Source organism: Kitasatospora sp. NPDC088134, assembly GCF_044741705.1.
Taxonomy (GTDB): Bacteria; Actinomycetota; Actinomycetes; order Streptomycetales; family Streptomycetaceae; genus Kitasatospora.
The window spans coordinates 311,349-327,834 of the sequence record NZ_JBIUTD010000003.1; the positions used below are offsets into that span (position 1 = coordinate 311,349).

Here is a 16,486-nt window from a genome sequence, read left to right on the forward strand (position 1 = left end):
GGTTCAGAGGAAGTAGAGGCGGCTGAGGGAGACCGTGTCGGCGGGCTCGGAGCGCAGCGGCTCGCCGTCCAGCGAGACCAGGCCGGTCGGCGAGACGTCGACCTTGCCGGTCCGGCCGTTGCGCAGCATCGACCGCGGCCCGATGCCGCGCGTCCCGCGCACGCCCACCCGCCGCCTGCGGGTGGGCAGTCGGTCGCCCGCCACGTCCAAGTAGGCGCCGTCGGCGGCCGCCTGGGCGACGAAGGCCACCGAGAGGTCGGCGGCGGTGGCCCCGTGCGCGCCGAACTGCGGCCCCAGCACCAGGGGTTCGCACCGGTCGGTGGAGGCGTTCGGGTCGCCGACCACGCCGTACGCCGGGAAGCCGGCCTTCAGCACCAGCTGCGGCTTGGCGCCGAAGTGGTCGGGCCGCCAGAGCACGATGTCGGCGAGCTTGCCGGGCTCGATCGACCCGATCTCGTGCGAAAGGCCGTGCGCGACGGCGGGGTTGATGGTCAGCTTGGCGATGTAGCGCAGCACCCGCTCGTTGTCGTCGCCGCCCTCGGCCGTCCCGTACGAGCCGGTGCCGTCCAGCGGGCCGAGTTCGGCCTTCATCTTGCCCGCCAGCGCGAAGGTGCGGCGCACCGTCTCGCCGGCCCGGCCCATGCCCTGGGCGTCGGAGGAGGTGATGCCGATGACGCCGAGGTCGTGCAGCACGTCCTCCGCGCCCATCGTCCCGGCCCGGATCCGGTCCCGGGCCATCGCCGCGTCGCCCGGCAGGTCGGGCTTGAGGTCGTGGGCGGAGACGATCATGTCGTAGTGCTCGCCCAGCGCGTCCCGGCCGAACGGCAGGGTCGGGTTGGTGGAGGAGCCGATCACGTTCGGCACGCCGGCCATCTTCAGCACGTTCGGCACGTGGCCGCCGCCGCAGCCCTCGATGTGGAAGGCGTGGATGGTGCGGCCGTCGAGGACGGAAAGCGTGTCCTCGACCGACAGGCACTCGTTCAACCCGTCGGTGTGCAGGGCCACTTGGACGTCGTACTGCTCGGCGACCCGGAGCGCGGTGTCCAGCGCCCGGGTGTGCGCGCCCATGTCCTCGTGCACCTTGAAGCCGGAGGCGCCGCCCTCGGCCAGCGCCTCCACCAGCGGCGCCGGGTCGGAGGACGAACCCCGGCCCAGGAAGCCGATGTTGACCGGCCAGGCGTCGAAGGCGTTGAAGGCGTGCCGCAGCGCCCAGGGCGAGTTGACGCCGACGCCCCAGACCGGGCCGAACTCCTGGCCGATGATCGTGGTCACGCCGGAGGCCAGCGACGCCTCCATGATCCGCGGCGAGAGCAGGTGCACGTGGGTGTCGACGGCGCCGGCGGTGGCGATCAGGCCCTCGCCCGAGACGATGGTGGTGCCGGTGCCGACCACCACCTCCACCCCGTCCAGGGTGTCCGGGTTGCCGGCCCGGCCGATGGAGGTGATCCGGCCCTCCCGGATGCCGATCGAGGTCTTCCGGATGCCCAGCACCGCGTCGATCACCAGCACGTTGGAGATCACCACGTCGCAGGTGTCGCGGACGGCGGCGGGCTTCAGGTGCAGCCCGTCCCGGGCGGTCTTGCCGAACCCGGCCAGGAACTCGTCGCCCGGGGCCTGCGAGTCGAACTCGACCCGGACGATCAGGCCCGAGTCGCCGAGCCGGACCCGGTCGCCCGCGCGCGGGCCGTGCACCGAGACGTAGTCGTGCGGGGAGATGGCGGTCATGCGAGGTCCTTCCCGGTCGGTCGGGCGGCGGTCACCGCGCGGGCTCCGTGTCGTCGAACTCGGTCAGGTAGCCGGTGGCCCGGGCCCGGACGAGCGCCTGCTCCTTCGCGCCCGGCGCGTCCAGCGGGCCGTCCACCAGGCCGGCGAAGCCGATCGCCACCCGGGCGCCGCCGATCGGCACCAGGCCGACCTCGACGGTGGCGCCCGGGTCGAAGCGCACCGAGGAGCCGGCCGGCACCGCCAGGTGGGTGCCGTAGGCCGCGGCCCGGTCGAAGGCCAGGCGCGGGTTGGCCTCGAAGAAGTGGAAGTGCGAGGTGACCGAGATCGGCACGGCGGCGGTGTTGTGCACCGGCAGCACCAGCGCCTCCTCCACCGGGTCGTAGCCGGTCCCGGGCCCGACCAGCGCCGCGCCCGGCGCCCCGGTGCCCAGCGAACCGGCGCCCTGGAACGGGTCGGTGACCACGGCGAGCCGCGTCCCGTCCTCGAACACCGCCTCCACCTGCACCACCGTCACCACGTCGGGGACGCCGGGCAGCACCTCCTCGGCGGAGAGCACCCGGCGGCCCGCCTCGATCGCCTCGGCCAGCCGGCGGCCGTCCCGGGCGGCCTCGCAGACGGTGTCGGCGATCAGCGCGGTCGCCTCGGGAACGTTCAGGCGCAGGCCGCGGGCCCGGCGGGCGCGGGCCAGCTCCGCCGCGGTGAAGATCAGCAGCCGGTCCCGTTCGGTGGGTGTCAGTCGCACAGTTCCTCGCTGGAGTCGCTGGAGGGGGAGCGGAGGGTGGTCGGCACAGAGTTTAGAACGGCGTTCAAACGTGGGCCCCATTGAAGCCCGCGCCCGGCCGCCCTGTCCAGCCTCGGGGCGCGCGGCCCCCGCGGCACGCCGACGCGCGGGGCGCCCCGGACCGGCCCGGCGGCCGACCGGCGCACGCCCGCGCACCCGTTCACCCCGGTGCGCGCCGAGGAGCACTGTTCCAAATGCCGCCGAGTGGGCATGACGATGACAAGAAGGGGCCGTGAGGGCCGGCGGGGGACCGGGGGCGGCCGTACGGAGAACGAGTCGGGGGCGTACGGGATCGATGGACGGTCAGGCGAGGTTTCCGCGGCAGCGATCGGCGGCACACGGGGAGGAGGCCGACCTGCGGGCACCCGCGGCGGCCGCCGTCGCCCCGGCCCACCGGCCCGACTGCGCCCTGCACCACCGGCTGCACGCGTCGCTGGACGCCGCCGACCTGCTCGCGGTCGGCACCGTCCGCCGGCGCCTGCGCGACGCCCTCGACCACTGGGGCGTCCCCGAACTCGCCGACACCGCCGAACTGCTGGCCTCCGAACTGGTCACCAACGCGCTCGTGCACACCGGCAAGGACGCCGTCCTGGACGCGGTGCTCACCGGCGAGCAGCGCCTGCGGGTCGAGGTCCGGGACCGCACCAGCCACCTGCCCGGCCGCCGCCACCCCGGCGAGGACGCCACCAGCGGCCGCGGACTGCTCCTGGTGGAGGCGCTCGCCGACGACTGGGGCGTGCAACTGCGCGGCGACGGAAAGGTCACCTGGTTCGAACTGTCGGCCGCGGCCTGAACCGGCCGTCCCGGCGGTTGCCCCACCCGCCGCACCACCCGCCGCAGCACCGGCCGCACCACCCGCCGCAGCACCGGCCGTCCCGGCGGCCGTCCCCGAAAAACGAATATGCCGGACGTGATCGTGTGCGATCGGTACCGTCCGGCGCACCGGGATTGCCGCCTTGCCGAACATACGACAGGGTAGTGAGAATGTGTGCCAGGAGGCATACGCCACCATCCATCGCGGTCCGGCCGGCCCCGCCCGGGGTACCGAGCCACCAGCGGCCGCCAGGCAAGGCACCGGCAGGAGAAGCATGGCCACCGAGCCCGAGGCGCCTGGGCCCGCCCGCCGCACCCCGCCCGCCCAGGCCACCAGGAACGAGACCCCCGCGAACGCGCTGCGGGCCGCCACCGGCCGCCCCGGGCCGCCGAGCACCGCCACCGGCCTGCCCACCCGCACCGGCGACTCCACCCCGGAGTGGCTGGAGCCGGCCATGGCCGCCAACGGCATCGGCTCCTTCGACTGGGACATCCGCCGCGACGTCCTGGTCGGCGACCAGCGCGCCTGCGCCATCCTCGGCCTGACCGGCCAGCCCTTCGACCGCACCTCCGGCTCCTTCCTCGCCCTGCTGCACCCGCAGGACGCCCCCGTGGTCCGCCGCCGGGTCGAGCGCGCCGTCTCCGAACTCGGCCAGTGCGGCGCCTACTACCGCACCGTCTTCCCCGACGGCGAGCTGCACGCCGTCCGGTTCCGCGGCCGCGTCCTCGCCGACGCCTTCGGCCGCCCCTCCCGGATGGTCGGCTTCGTCTGGGACGCCACCGTCGAACTGCACAAGCGCGAGCGCGCCGACGAGCAGGCCGTGCTCCGCGAGGAGCGCTCCCGCTTCATCAAGGAGGCCGCCCGCGCCCTCTCCGAGGCCGTCACCGTCCGCGACGTGGCCCGGGTCTTCACCGAACTCCCGCTGCCCGGCCTCGGCCCCGACGGCCTCGCCCTCGCCTCGCTGGAGGGCGGCCGGATCGCCCTGCTCGGCTCCAGCGGCTACGACCGCGAACTCAGCAACCGGTTCGACCGCATCCCGCTCGCCCCGGCCCACCCCGCCGCCGAGGCCGTCCGGCAGCGGGTGCCGGTCTTCGTCTCCAGCCGCGAGGAGTACCGCGAGCGCTACCCCGAAGCCTGGGACTGGGCCGAGGCCAGCGGCCGATCCTCCTGGGCCTTCCTCCCGCTGATCGCCTCCGGCCGCCCCACCGGCGTCTGCGTGGTCTCCTTCGACGACACCCGCGAACTCGACGCCGACGAGCGCACCCTGCTCTCCACCCTCGGCGGCCTGGTCGCCCAGTCCCTGGCCCGGGCCCGCCTGCACGACGCCGAGCACGAACTCGCCGCCGGCCTGCAGCGCGTCATGCTGCCCCGCACCGTCCCCGCCGTCCCCGGCGTCACCACCGCCGTCCGCTACCTCGCCGCCGGCTCCGGCCTGCAGATCGGCGGCGACTGGTACGACGTCGTCCCGCTCCCCGGCGGACACGTCGGCCTGGTCATCGGCGACGTCCAGGGCCACGACGTGCACGCCGCCGGCATCATGGGCCAGCTCCGGATCGCGCTGCGCGCCTACGCCGCCGAGGGCCACCCGCCCGCCGCCGTGATGGCCCGCGCCTCCCGCTTCCTCGCCGACCTCGACACCGACCACTTCGCCACCTGCACCTACGCCGAGGTCAACGTCGACTACGGCGTCGTCTACGCCGTCCGGGCCGGCCACCTCGACCCCGTGGTCCGCCGCGCCGACGGCAGCGCCCACCCCGTCCCGGTGGCCGGCGGCCTCCCGCTCGGCGTCGCCCCCGACGAGGAGTACCGGGTCACCCGGTTCAGCCTCGACCCCGGCGAGACGGTCGTGCTCTGCACCGACGGACTCGTCGAGGCCCGCGACATGGACCTCGACACCGGGTTCGCCCGGCTCTGCGAGGTCGTCTCCCGCGAACTGCCCGCCGTCGGCGAGTCGCCCCGCGAACCGCTGGAGGACCTCGCCGACCGGATCGCCTCCCAGGCCGCCGACAGCAGCGAGCGCGAGGACGACATCGCGCTCCTGCTGCTCCGCTGGGACGGCCCCGCCGGCGGGCGCGCCGCGCAGCAGCTCCGCCGCCGGATCGGGCAGGCCGACCTGGCCCGGATCTCCGAGCTCCGCGGCGAACTCCGGGACGCGCTGCGGCGCTGGGGCGTGCCCGAACTCATCGACACCGCCGAGCTGTTGGCCTCCGAGCTGGTCACCAATGCGATCCGGCACACCGACCGCGACGCGATGTTCACCGCCCGCCTCTACCAGGAGAGCGGGCGGGCCCGCCTCCGGGTCGAGGTCGAGGACGAGTCCGACCTCTGGCCCACCCGCCGCACCCCCGGCGAACAGGCGTCCTCCGGCCGCGGCCTGATGCTCGTCGAAGCCCTCGCCGACACCTGGGGCGTCGAACCCCGGGGGACGGGCAAGCGGATGTGGTTCGAGCTCAGCTCCTAGACAGGCGCTTCCGGGAGAAACGAATCCAGGGGCCCGGGCACAGTGGGGCGTGACGGGGGTTTCGCCGAGGACCTTCGGCCCGAAACGGGGTGGCGCCCAGCGGCCTGTTGGTCACCCGCCCCTCGGCTCCGCCGTTCCCCGGGCCCCTGGAGCTTCGCTCCCAGCGGGCCCTGGGAACGCGAAGCCCAGCGGGCCCCTGAATGCTCCTTCCGGAGGCTCAGCCGAACTGCTGCTCCAGGTCCTTGAGCTTCTGTTCGAGGGACTCCAGTCGGGGGAGGGTCACGGTGTCCTCCTCCGGGGTGAGGTCGATGCTGCGGCGGGGCGGGGTGGCGGGGAGGCCGGCGGGGGCGGGTATGGCGGGCTCCGCGGGGGTGGGGGGTGCGGTGGGGGCGGTGGCGGGTTCGAGCTGGCGGGGGTTGCGGTGGCGCCAGCTGCCGGGCTGGCGGCCGATGGCCCGGATCTCGGCGCGTTCCCGGCGGGAGGCCATCCGGCGGCGCTCCCGGGTCTCGGCGGCGTTGCGCCGGTCGTCCCGGACCTCCTCGACCGCCTCGTCCAGGGTGCGGACGCCCTCCAGCAGCATCAGCGACCAGGCCGCGTAGGTCTCGCGCGGGGCGCGCAGCCAGCGGACCACCCGGATCTGCGGCAGCGGCCGGGGGACCAGGCCCTGTTCGCGGAGGGCGGCGACCCGGGTCTGCTTCAGTGCGCGGTCGAACAGTACGGCCGCCGAGAGCGACATGCCCGCGAAGAATTGCGGGGCGCCGTCGTGGCCGAAGCCGCGCGGGGCGTGCACCCAGTTGAACCAGGCGGACGCGGCGGCGAACAGCCAGACCAGCATGCGCGAGCCGAGCGCCGCGTCGCCGTGGCTGGCCTCGCGGACGGCGAGGACGGAGCAGAACATCGCCGCGCCGTCCAGGCCGAACGGGACCAGGTACTCCCAGCCGCCGGTGAGGCCCAGGTTCTGCTGGCCGAAGCCGACCAGTCCGTGGAAGGACAGCGCGGCGGCGACGGCCGCGCAGCAGAACAGCAGCAGGTAGGAGGCGCCCCCGTAGAGGGACTCGGTGCGGCGGCGGCGTTCCTCGGCGCGCTCCCAGGAGTCCGTACCGCCGGCGTTCTTGGCGGCGGCACCGGCCCGGCTGCGGGCGAAGGCCAGCAGGGCGACGGCGGCCACCAGGGCGGTCGTACCGGCGACGGCCCAACCCAGCGGTATGTCCGACAGTCTCATGACTCGATCCAGCCTCGCTTTCCGCGTCGTGGTGGCGGGGACCATCATGGCGGAGAAATGCGGGGGATCATGACCGGATCGGGGGCAATACACCGATAGGGGGGAATTCCCGGTCGGAATTCAAAAGACAGTCATATCTATTGCGCGCGTGGGCAGCTGAAACAGGGTTCGGTCGGACGGACGGTGTAGAACAGGCAGCAGCTGACCCTGGTCCTGGTCCGGGCGCCGTCCTCCTCGCGGAAGCCGGGCGTCCCGACGAACGGGGCCGCGCCGGCGTCGCCCGGCAGCAGCGCCGTCAGCCGCTCGACCGCCCGGGGCTCGTCCGCGAGCAGGGTGGAGAGGTACCAGAGGCCGTCCACCACGTCGTCGGTGGCGAGCGCCCAGAGCGTGCGCGGGCCCCGGCGCACGCGCGGGCGGAAGGCGGCCAGGACGGGCGCGAGGTGGTCGGCGAGCGCGGTGCGCAGCGCGGCGTCCAGTGCGGGGAGGTCGGGGGCGACCAGGGCGTCCGGGCGGTCGGCGGCCGGGTCGTCGGGCAGGCAGCGGAAGGCGGTCGGTCGGGCGGTCAGCTCGCCGGTGGCCCGGTTGATCGAGACCCGTTCGGGCGGCAGCACCGGGACGCGGTGCTCCAGGAACCAGGGGAGGGTGAAGGCGAGCGCGGCCGGCCAGGCGTAGCGGTGCAGGCTGAAGCCGGCGGTGACGTCCGGGCGGGTCGGGGCACCGTACAGGTCGAGGCCGAGCCGTTCGTCGAAGGCGATCATGTCGTCGAGCGCGGCCGGGTCGGTGGCGAGGGCGGCGGCCGTGGTCCAGCCGGGGCCGGTGCGCGGGTCGTCGTGGTGGATGCGCAGGCCGGCGAAGACCTCGTCGAGACGCCGCCAACTCGGCGTGCAGGGAGCCGAGTTCACGGGGTTCGCGGGGGTCGTGGGGGTCGTGGGGGAGGGGCACTGCTCGACCTGGTGCGCGGGCACGCGGGCTCCCTGGTGGTACCCCGGGAGCGGGGCCCGGGCACGGCGCGGTGGACCTGTCCGGGACGCTGCTCACCCCGGACAGGTAAGGCTCACCTTAGCTGATGCCGTGCCGCAGGTCGCGCCGTCCGCCGCCGTCCGGGGGACCCGGCTGCGGCGGCACCTGCGCCAGCCGCCGCGCCAGCCACACCGGCACCCCGCCGAGCGCCTGCACCAGCCGGGCCGCCTCCGCGCGCAGCCGCTCCGCCTCGGCCGGCTCCGAGACCTCCGCCAGCGCGGCCAGCGCCGGCGCCACCCCCACCGTGTACCCCAGCTCCTCGCGCAGCCGCAGCGAGGCGGTGAACCCCTCGCGGGCCCGCTCGGCGTCGCCCTCCGCCCGGGCCAGGCCCGCCAGGTGGCGCCAGGTGGCGGACCGCAGCAGGTCGTCGCCGCGCTCCCGGGCCCCCTCGTGGGCCCGGGCGTAGGCGCTGTGCGCGGCCGCCGTGTCGTGCAGCAGGTTCTCCGCGACCAGCCCGCGCCGGAAGTCCAGCAGCGGACGCCCCGGGGCCTTCGGCGGCAGCAGCGCCGAAGTCCGCCCGAGCGCGGCCTGCGCCTCGTCCAGCCGGTCCCGGCGCCCCAGCACGCTCGCCACGTAGGCCAGGAACCCGCGGGCGCAGGACGCCGCGGCGCGCAGCTCGATCCCGGCCACCGCGGCCTCGGCCTGGCGCAGCGCGTCCTCCGCGCGGTCCCAGTGGTCGGCGGTGAACAGGCACTGCTCGATCAGCAGTTCGGCGCGCTGCAGGGCCGCGGTCGGGTCCCGGCCCGCCTGCGGGCGCAGCAGGTCCGCCGCCTCCTGCCAGCAGCCGCGCGAACGCAGCCGCCAGACGACGTCCGCCATGCCCCCCGGGGCAGTTCCGTGCACCGACAACGCCACCTCCTTGTGCGCGCCATGCAGCGAACCGCCGACCCTCCCCAAGGGCCCGCGTCGTGGCGGCAATTCAACACGCGCGGGAGCTTGTGCACCAGATCACGAGCGCGAGGAAATCCGGAACGGCGTGATCCGGACGGTGCCCGGGGCAGGTCGGCGGGCGGGGAGGTGACGGGCCGTCAGGACGTCCAGCCGGTCTCCATCAGGGCCTCCGCCGCGCCGTTCGAGGGCTGCGGGATGCCCGCCGCGTCCAGCGTGAACAGGGCGACCAGCAGCTGCTCGCCGCGGACCACGGCCTGCCGGGAGTAGCCGGAGACGGTGAACATCGCGGCCGCGATCTGCTCGCTGTGCAGCGTCTCCAGCCACAGGCACTCGACCGCCTTGACGTCGGCGGGCTCGCTCCAGGTGTCCACCCGGGCCACCGTGCGGGCGCCGAGCAGGGTGGTGGAGTCCCGTTCCCGGCCGGGCGTCGGCTCCAGATCGTCGAATCCCAGCCACCGCAGGTAGCGCACCGCCGTCAGCACCGCGTCCTGCGGGGTGCGCACCGGCTGCGGGCGGAACGGCGGGCGCAGCGCCCGGGCCGAACCGGAGCCGGCCGCCAGCGGGTCCGGCGGCACCGCCGTGGTGTACGGGCGGGCCGCCTCCACCGGACGGACCGAGTGCGGATGCGCGTTCTGCAGCCGGGGCGCCCGGTCCACCGGGAGCCGGACGGTCGCCCCGCAGTCGCAGGTGAACTCCGGCTGCGGCCACTGGTCGCTGCGCCCGCAGTGCGGGCAGCGCATGTTCAGCCAGGAGTCCTCCCAGGACCGGAACCGCACCTGCACCGGCACCCCGCCGCGCAGCAGCGGCACCCGCAGCTGGGCCCCGCACGGGCAGGGCAGGCTCGGCGGCTCGTACCGGTGCTCGCGCCGGCAGGCCGGGCAGCGCAGGTCGCTCGCCCCCGACGGCGAGCCGGGGGAGAAGCCGGTCGAATCCGCGGCGTCCTCGGGCAACGGCATGACGGTCACCGTCCGTTCCGGTCGGGAGGGTCGGGGAAGACGCCTCCCATCCTGGCCGATCGCCGTCCGGCCCGGTGCGGAAAGCGGGAATCCTCCGGCGGGGCCGAGGCCGTCGAAAGGTGCGCGAACGGTCGTGCGCCGGGGGCGTGCGCGCCGGTCGGCGGCGCAGCCCGGGCGAAGGCGGGAGAACCGGGCGGCGAAGGTCGAGGAATGGTCAACTCGCCTGCTGGTCGCGGGAGACGGCGTAGCTTGCCGGTATGACTGTTTTCATACTGACATCCGGTGCATGGATGGGCGCGTGGGCCTGGGACGGCGTGGCGCCGCTGCTGGAGGCGGCCGGGCACCGGGCCGTGCCGATCACCCTGGCGGGCCTGGCCGAGCGCCGCGACGAGACCGCCGGACTGGAGACCCACGTGCGGGACATCGTGGCGGCGGTGGAGGAGGCGGAGGAGCACGGGGCCGAGGACGCCGGGGGCGTGGTCCTGGTCGGGCACAGCTACTCCGGCGTCCCCGTCGGCGTCGCGGCCGCCCGGCTCGGCGAGCGCCTGCGCCGCACGGTCTTCGTGGACGCCAACCTGCCCGTGCACGGGCAGCCCTTCGTCGACTCGCTGCCCGACGGCGGGGCGATCGTCCGGGCGGCGATCGCGGCCGGCGGCGGGGACTGGCCGCCGCTGCCGCCCACGGCCTTCGCCGCGCACGGCCTCGACCCGGAGCACACCCGCGACCTGCTCGCCCGGGCCGTCCCGCACCCCGGCGCGACCCTCACCGACGTGGTCGACCTGCCCCGCCCGCTCGACTCGCTCACCGCGAGCTACCTGTACTGCCGCCGCGAGGGCGCGGCGCTCCGCCCGGATGCCGTCGCGCTGACCTCCGGCGGGGCCTGGCAGTCGGCCGTGCTCGACTCCAGCCACTGGCCGATGTTCTCGGTGCCGGACGAGCTCGCTGCGGCGCTGCTGGCGGAGGCTGCGCGCTGACCCTGCCGGGGGGAGGGGAGGAGACGCGCGGGTCGGGGTGAGACCGTCCGAGGTCGTGCGTCGGCTCCGCCGGGGAGGTGGCGGAGGAGAGAGGAGCAGAGCGGGGGCGGGGGCGGGGAAGGCGGACGAGCCCGGTGCCGGGTGGGCTCGCTGCGGCGCTGCTGGTGGAGGCTGCGCGCCGGTCCCGCCGGGGAGGGATGCGGGGGAGGGGGCGGTGCCGGGTGGGCTCGCTGCGGCGCTGCTGGCGGAGGCTGCGCGCCGGTCCGGCCGGGGGCGGGTGGGGCTGGCGGGGGGTCAGGGGATGCCCCAGTGGGTCAGGTCGGTCGGGGTGTCGAGGTCAGTGGGGTCGCCGGTGTCGGTGCAGTCGACCAGGGTGACGGGGTGGGTGGCGAGCAGGGTGCGGGCGCCGGTGTCGTGCGTTGCGGTGGTGTGCAGTTCGGGGAAGTGGGCGGCGCCGATCAGGACCGGGTGGGCCCGGCGGCCCGCCCAGGCGCAGGCGGCCAGGTCGGTGCGGGCGGTGTGCGCGGCCAGCAGGCGGCGGACCGCCTCCGCCGTCACCCCCGGGGTGTCGACCAGCAGGACCAGGACGGCCGTGGCGTCCGGCGGCAGCGCGTCCAGGCCCGCGCGCAGCGAGGAGCCGAGTCCGGTGCGCCAGTCCGGATTGTCGACGAGTCGACAGTCCCCGGTCTCCACCCGGGCCCGGACCTGTTCGGCGGCCGCGCCCAGCACCGCGACCGTCCCGGCACAGCCGCCCGCCCGGGCCGCGGCCAGGGCGTGTTCCAGCAGCGGGCGCCCCCGGTAGGACAGCAGGGCCTTCGGCCGCCCGCCCAGCCGCGACCCGCCGCCCGCCGCCAGCACCAGGGCCGGCACCCGTACCTCCGCCATCCGGCCAGTCTGCCCCGGCGGCCCGGCCCGCCGCCTTGGACGATCCGCCAGGGCCCGGCGGCCGACCGGCGTCCGCTCCCGGCCGTTCCGTCCCTGGACCGGCCGCGCGCCGCCCCCGTTCACTGGGCGCATGGCACCGCGCACCAGCCCCGCCCCCGCCCCGCTCGCCGACCGGTTCGGCCGGGTCCACACCGACCTGCGGATCTCGCTCACCGACCGGTGCAACCTGCGCTGCACCTACTGCATGCCCGCACAGGGCCTGGACTGGCTGCCGAAGCCCGAGCTGCTGACCGACGACGAACTGCTCCGGCTGGCCGGGATCGCCGTCCGCCGCCTCGGCATCCGCACCCTGCGGCTGACCGGCGGCGAACCCCTGCTGCGGCGCGGCCTGCCCGGCCTGGTCGAGCGGCTGGCCGAGCTCGGCGCGGAGCTCTCGCTCACCACCAACGGCGTCGGACTCGCCCGCCTGGCACCGGAGTTGAAGCGGGCCGGCCTGCACCGGGCGAACGTCAGCCTGGACACCCTGCGCCCCGAGCGGTACGCCGCGCTGACCCGCCGGGACCGGCTCGCCGACGTGCTGGCCGGGCTGGCCGCCGCCCGGGACGCCGGACTGCGCCCCGTGAAGGTCAACGCGGTGCCGGTGCGCGGCGTCAACGACGACGAACTCGTCGAGCTGGTCGAGTTCGCGGTGCGCGGCGGCTACCGGATGCGGTTCATCGAGTCGATGCCGCTGGACGCCCAGGGCACCTGGGACCGGGCCGCGATGGTCACCGCCGAGGAGGTCCTGGCCGTGCTCGGCGGGCGCTGGCGGCTGACGCCGGTCGGGCGGCACGGCAACGCCCCCGCCGAGGAGTGGCGGCTGGACGGCACCGAGCACGTGGTCGGCGTGATCGCCTCCGTCACCCGCCCGTTCTGCGGCGGCTGCGACCGGGTCCGGCTCACCGCCGACGGGCAGCTGCGCAACTGCCTGTTCGCCACCGCCGAGTCCGACCTGCGGGCGCTGCTGCGCTCCGGCGCGGACGACGCCGGGATCGAGGCCGCCTGGCGGGCCTGCGTCGCGGGCAAGGGCCCCGGCCACCGGATCGGCGAGGCGGGCTTCGAACGCCCGGCCCGGTCGATGTCGGCGATCGGCGGCTGACCGGGCCGGGCGGCGGGTTCGTGTTCGGGTTTGTGCCCGGGTGCGCGCGCAGGCTTTCGGTCCGGACCGGGGTGTGCCCGGATTGTGAGGTCTGTCATGGTGCGGTGCGCCCGGCTTGACCCGGAGTGGGCCGACTGGTCTCCTGTTGGGTCGTCAGCCCCGCCCTACCGCAGAGGAATGCCGTGCGCTCCCGCCGAACCGCCGTTGTCGCCGTCCTGTTGCTCGGCCCGCTCGCGCTCGCCGGGTGCACCAGCAAGAACGGGAACAAGCCGTCGGGGGGTTCGGGCACGTCCGGGTCCGCCGCCGCCCAGGGGACCAACCCGCTGCAGAACCCGGACGGCACCAAGCCCGGGCTGGCGCCCGTCACCAGCGACGCCGACAAGAAGGCCGGGCTGGAGCTGATCACCAAGGTGAAGACCGCCGAGCCCGGCCCGAAGACCGGCTACGACCGGGACCAGTTCGGCCCGGCCTGGACCGACAACGTGGACGGCGTCCCGTTCGGGCACAACAACTGCGGGACCCGGGACGACGTGCTGGCCCGCGACGGCCAGAAGGTCGAGCACAAGGACAGCGCCCAGTGCGTGGTCACCGGCATGACCATCTGGGACCCGTACACCGGCAAGACGGTGGAGTGGAACAAGCAGCAGGCATCGAAGATCCAGATCGACCACGTGATGCCGCTGTCCTACGACTGGCAGCAGGGCGCCGCCCAGTGGGACAAGCTCAAGCGGGTGCAGATCGCCAACGACCCGCTGAACCTGATCCCGGCCGACGGCTCGCAGAACGCCTCCAAGGGCGACTCCGGCCCGGCCACCTGGCTGCCCGCCAACACCCAGATCCACTGCTCCTACGCGATCCGCTGGGCCCAGGTCTCGCTGAAGTACCAGCTGCCGGTGACGCCCGCGGACAAGAAGACCATGCTCTCGCTCTGCGGCGGCTGACACCCGCCCGACGGGCCGTCAGGAGAAACGTCAAGGCAACGGCAGAGCCCGGGGCCGTCCGGTTCCTCCCCCTGGGGGTGGGGAGACGGACGGCCCCGGGTGTTCTCGGGGGGACCCGCGCTCAGCCCGCGGACTTCGGGGCGGCCGTCAGGTCGTACAGGGTGGTGCTGCCGACCGTCTTCGCGGTGTAGCTGGACGCCACCCAGGAGGCGATCTCGGCGGAGTAGCTGGAGCCGCCCATCCCGCCGCCCATGCCGCCGCCGCCGATGAACCAGTGCACCTTGCCCTGCTGCACCAGCTGCTTGAAGCCGTCCAGGCTCAGCGACGGGTCGCTGCCGTTGAAGCCGCCCAGCGCCATCACCGGCTCGCCGCTGGCGAGTTGGTAGCTGGCCTGGTTCTGCGAGCCGACCGCCGCGGCCACCCAGGTGTACGTGCCGGCGTCCTGCTTCAGCAGCGCGGCCACCTCGGCGGAGACCTTGGCGCCCTCCAGCAGGCCGCCCATGCCGCCACCACCCGTGCCGCCGCCACCGAAGCCGGCACGGCCGTCCTCGCGCAGGCCGCCGGTGCCGGTGCCGTTGCGGGTGCCGCCGCCCGGGAAGGCGCCGGTGCCGCCGGGGAGGTTCGGCATGCCGTTCTGCCCGCCGTCGGCGGTGTCGCCCGGGAAGCCGGGCATCGCGCCGCCGTTCGCGGTGCCGCCGCCCGGGAAGTTCGGCATGCCGTTCCGCCCGGCCTGAGCGCCCTGGCCGCCGCCGGGGAAGCCGCCGCGGAAGGTGCCGCCGCGACCGCCGCCGCCCGGGCCGAAGCCGCCGCCCCGGACGGCCGGGCCGGCCGTCACGATGGAGCCGCTGTGGCCGGTGGAGACGGTGTCGAGGGCGTACGCGGTGGGGCCGGCCAGGCCGGCGGCGAGGGCGGTGAGGCCCGCCAGGGTGGCGATCCGGCGGCCGGTGCGGCCCTCGATCCGGCCGGCGAAGAGCAGGCCGAGCGCGGCCAGCACCCCGGCGACCAGCACGACGTTGCCCAGCCACGGCACGAACGTGCTGCTGCGGCCCAGGAGTCGGTGCGCCCACCAGGCGGTGCCCGCGACCGTCACGGCCAGCACGGCCGCGTACGGGAGGCGGTGCCGGGCCCGCCACAGGCCCTCGGCGCCCATGCCGACCAGGGCGGCGACCGCCGGGACCAGCGCCACCGTGTAGTACTGGTGGAAGATGCCGGACATGAAGCTGAAGGTCAGCGCGGTGGCGAGCAGCCAGCTGCCCCAGACCAGGAAGCCGATCCGGGCCGGGTCGGTGCGCGGGTGGCGGCGGGTGGCCCAGAGGCCGACCAGCAGCAGGATCAGCGCGGCGGGCATCAGCCAGGCGATCTGGCCGCCGATGTCGCCGTCGAACAGGCGGGTGAGGCCGGTGCTGCCCCAGCGGCTGCCGCCGCCCCCGCCCATCCGGCCGCCGCCGCCCCCGCCGACCGAGCCGGTCTCGTCGCCGGTGATCCGGCCGAAGCCGTTGTAGCCGAAGGTCAGCGAGAGGAAGGAGTTGTCCTGCGAGCCGCCGACGTACGGGCGGGCCGAGGCCGGCAGCAGCTCGACCACCGCCACCCACCAGCCGCCCGCCAGCACCATCGCCACGGTGCCGTACAGCAGTTGGCGCAGCCGGCGGCCCGGGCCGGTCGGCGCGCAGACCAGGTACACCAGGGAGAAGCCGGGCAGCACCAGGAACGCCTGCAGGGTCTTGGTGAGGAAGCCGAGGCCGAACATCACGCCGACGAACACCAGCCAGCGGGTGGACGCCGTCTCGGTGGCCCGGACGGTGCCGTACGCGGCCAGCGTGAGCAGCAGGACCAGCAGCGCGTCCGGGTTGTTGAAGCGGAACATCAGCGCCGCCACCGGGGTCAGCGCCAGCGCCGCGCCCGCCACCAGGCCGGCCAGTGCGGAGAACCGGCGGCGGACGGTGGCGTACACGGTGGCGACGGTGCCGACGCCCATCAGGACCTGCGGGGCCAGCACGCTGAACGAGCTGAGGCCGAACAGCCGGGCCGAGAGCGCCATCGGCCACAGCGACAGCGGCGGCTTGTCGACGGTGATGAAGTTCGCCGCGTCCGAGGACCCGAAGAACATCGCCTTCCAGCTGACCGAGCCGGCCTGCACGGCCGCCGAGTAGAAGGCGTTCGCCCACCCGGAGGCGGTCAGGTTCCAGAAGTAGAGGACGGCGGTGGCCAGCAGCAGGCCGAGGAAGGCGGGCCGCACCCAGCGGGCGTCGTCCTCGCGCCCGCGCCAGCTGCGGGCGGGCAGGGTGCGCAGCCGGTCCGCCCAGGTGGAGGGGCCCTTCGGGCCGGTCGGCGGCAGCGCCACCGGCGGGAACAGCGTCCCAGCGGGCCGCTCCCGCCCGGCCCCGGCGGGCGGCGGCGCGGCGGGCCACTCGGTCGGGCCGGACGCGGCACCGGCCGCCGGCGGCGGGTGGTTCGCGGCGTCGGGCCACGGCTCGCTGGTCGGAGGAACGGAACTGGACGTGGTCATGGCCCATACGTTCGGCGCCCAGGCTGAGAGCTTCATGAGACCGGGCTATGAGCGCCCTGTGATCTCCGCCGCCGACCGGGTGACGCCGCGTCAGGCAGGACCGGACCGGTCGGTGATCCGCCCGTTCGCCGGTGTGCGGGTATGCGAACCGGTACGGTGCTCCCGAGAGGTG

The 16,486-nt window shown here is 75.4% G+C and carries 13 protein-coding genes; 5 read left to right on the forward strand and 8 right to left on the reverse strand.

Annotated features, from left to right (window positions below):
- Positions 1-3: 3 nt before the first annotated feature.
- Entirely contained in the window at positions 4-1,725 is a 1,722-nt protein-coding gene (locus ACIOHG_RS07220) for an urease subunit alpha (protein ID WP_400946367.1), read from the reverse strand.
- A gap of 31 nt (positions 1,726-1,756) precedes the next feature.
- The gene (gene ureA / locus ACIOHG_RS07225; protein WP_400946370.1) at positions 1,757-2,467 is read right to left on the reverse strand and encodes an urease subunit gamma; all 711 of its coding nucleotides are present in this window, start codon (positions 2,465-2,467) and stop codon (positions 1,757-1,759) included.
- A gap of 334 nt (positions 2,468-2,801) precedes the next feature.
- Here ureA and ACIOHG_RS07230 point away from each other — a divergent pair, with 334 nt between their 5' ends.
- On the forward strand, positions 2,802-3,299 hold the full coding sequence (locus tag ACIOHG_RS07230) for an ATP-binding protein (RefSeq protein WP_400946373.1): 498 nt from the start codon (positions 2,802-2,804) through the stop codon (positions 3,297-3,299).
- A 295-nt stretch (positions 3,300-3,594) separates the two neighbouring features.
- Positions 3,595-5,781: a SpoIIE family protein phosphatase gene (locus ACIOHG_RS07235; protein ID WP_400946375.1), complete on the forward strand. Its 2,187-nt coding sequence runs from the start codon at positions 3,595-3,597 to the stop codon at positions 5,779-5,781.
- A 217-nt stretch (positions 5,782-5,998) separates the two neighbouring features.
- Here the strand turns inward: ACIOHG_RS07235 and ACIOHG_RS07240 are convergent, their stop codons facing one another.
- From ACIOHG_RS07240 to ACIOHG_RS07255, 4 genes are all read right to left on the reverse strand, one after another.
- Positions 5,999-7,003: a DUF2637 domain-containing protein gene (locus ACIOHG_RS07240; RefSeq protein ID WP_400946378.1), complete on the reverse strand. Its 1,005-nt coding sequence runs from the start codon at positions 7,001-7,003 to the stop codon at positions 5,999-6,001.
- Positions 7,004-7,140: 137 nt separating this feature from the next.
- Positions 7,141-7,968, reverse strand: a complete 828-nt coding sequence (locus tag ACIOHG_RS07245; RefSeq protein ID WP_400946381.1) for an iron-sulfur protein — start codon at positions 7,966-7,968, stop codon at positions 7,141-7,143.
- 94 nt (positions 7,969-8,062) lie between these two features.
- Entirely contained in the window at positions 8,063-8,842 is a 780-nt protein-coding gene (locus ACIOHG_RS07250) for a hypothetical protein (RefSeq protein ID WP_400946384.1), read from the reverse strand.
- Between the two features lie 209 nt (positions 8,843-9,051).
- A complete protein-coding gene (locus tag ACIOHG_RS07255; RefSeq protein ID WP_400946387.1) occupies positions 9,052-9,870 on the reverse strand; it encodes a hypothetical protein in 819 nt (272 codons plus the stop codon).
- A 257-nt stretch (positions 9,871-10,127) separates the two neighbouring features.
- Between ACIOHG_RS07255 and ACIOHG_RS07260 the strand changes: the two genes are divergently transcribed.
- Positions 10,128-10,844, forward strand: coding sequence for an alpha/beta fold hydrolase (locus ACIOHG_RS07260; protein ID WP_400946389.1), 717 nt, complete (start codon positions 10,128-10,130; stop codon positions 10,842-10,844).
- Positions 10,845-11,138: 294 nt separating this feature from the next.
- Here ACIOHG_RS07260 and ACIOHG_RS07265 read toward each other — a convergent pair whose 3' ends face one another.
- Positions 11,139-11,729: an NTP transferase domain-containing protein gene (locus tag ACIOHG_RS07265; RefSeq protein ID WP_400946392.1), complete on the reverse strand. Its 591-nt coding sequence runs from the start codon at positions 11,727-11,729 to the stop codon at positions 11,139-11,141.
- 130 nt (positions 11,730-11,859) lie between these two features.
- On the opposite strand from ACIOHG_RS07265, the gene moaA reads away from it, so the two are divergent.
- Complete coding sequence (gene moaA, locus ACIOHG_RS07270) at positions 11,860-12,867, forward strand: GTP 3',8-cyclase MoaA (protein WP_400946394.1); 1,008 nt, start codon at positions 11,860-11,862, stop codon at positions 12,865-12,867.
- A gap of 182 nt (positions 12,868-13,049) precedes the next feature.
- Positions 13,050-13,808, forward strand: a complete 759-nt coding sequence (locus tag ACIOHG_RS07275) for an HNH endonuclease family protein (RefSeq protein ID WP_400946396.1) — start codon at positions 13,050-13,052, stop codon at positions 13,806-13,808.
- A gap of 121 nt (positions 13,809-13,929) precedes the next feature.
- Here ACIOHG_RS07275 and ACIOHG_RS07280 read toward each other — a convergent pair whose 3' ends face one another.
- Positions 13,930-16,314, reverse strand: a complete 2,385-nt coding sequence (locus tag ACIOHG_RS07280; protein ID WP_400946399.1) for a glycosyltransferase family 39 protein — start codon at positions 16,312-16,314, stop codon at positions 13,930-13,932.
- Positions 16,315-16,486: the final 172 nt, after the last annotated feature.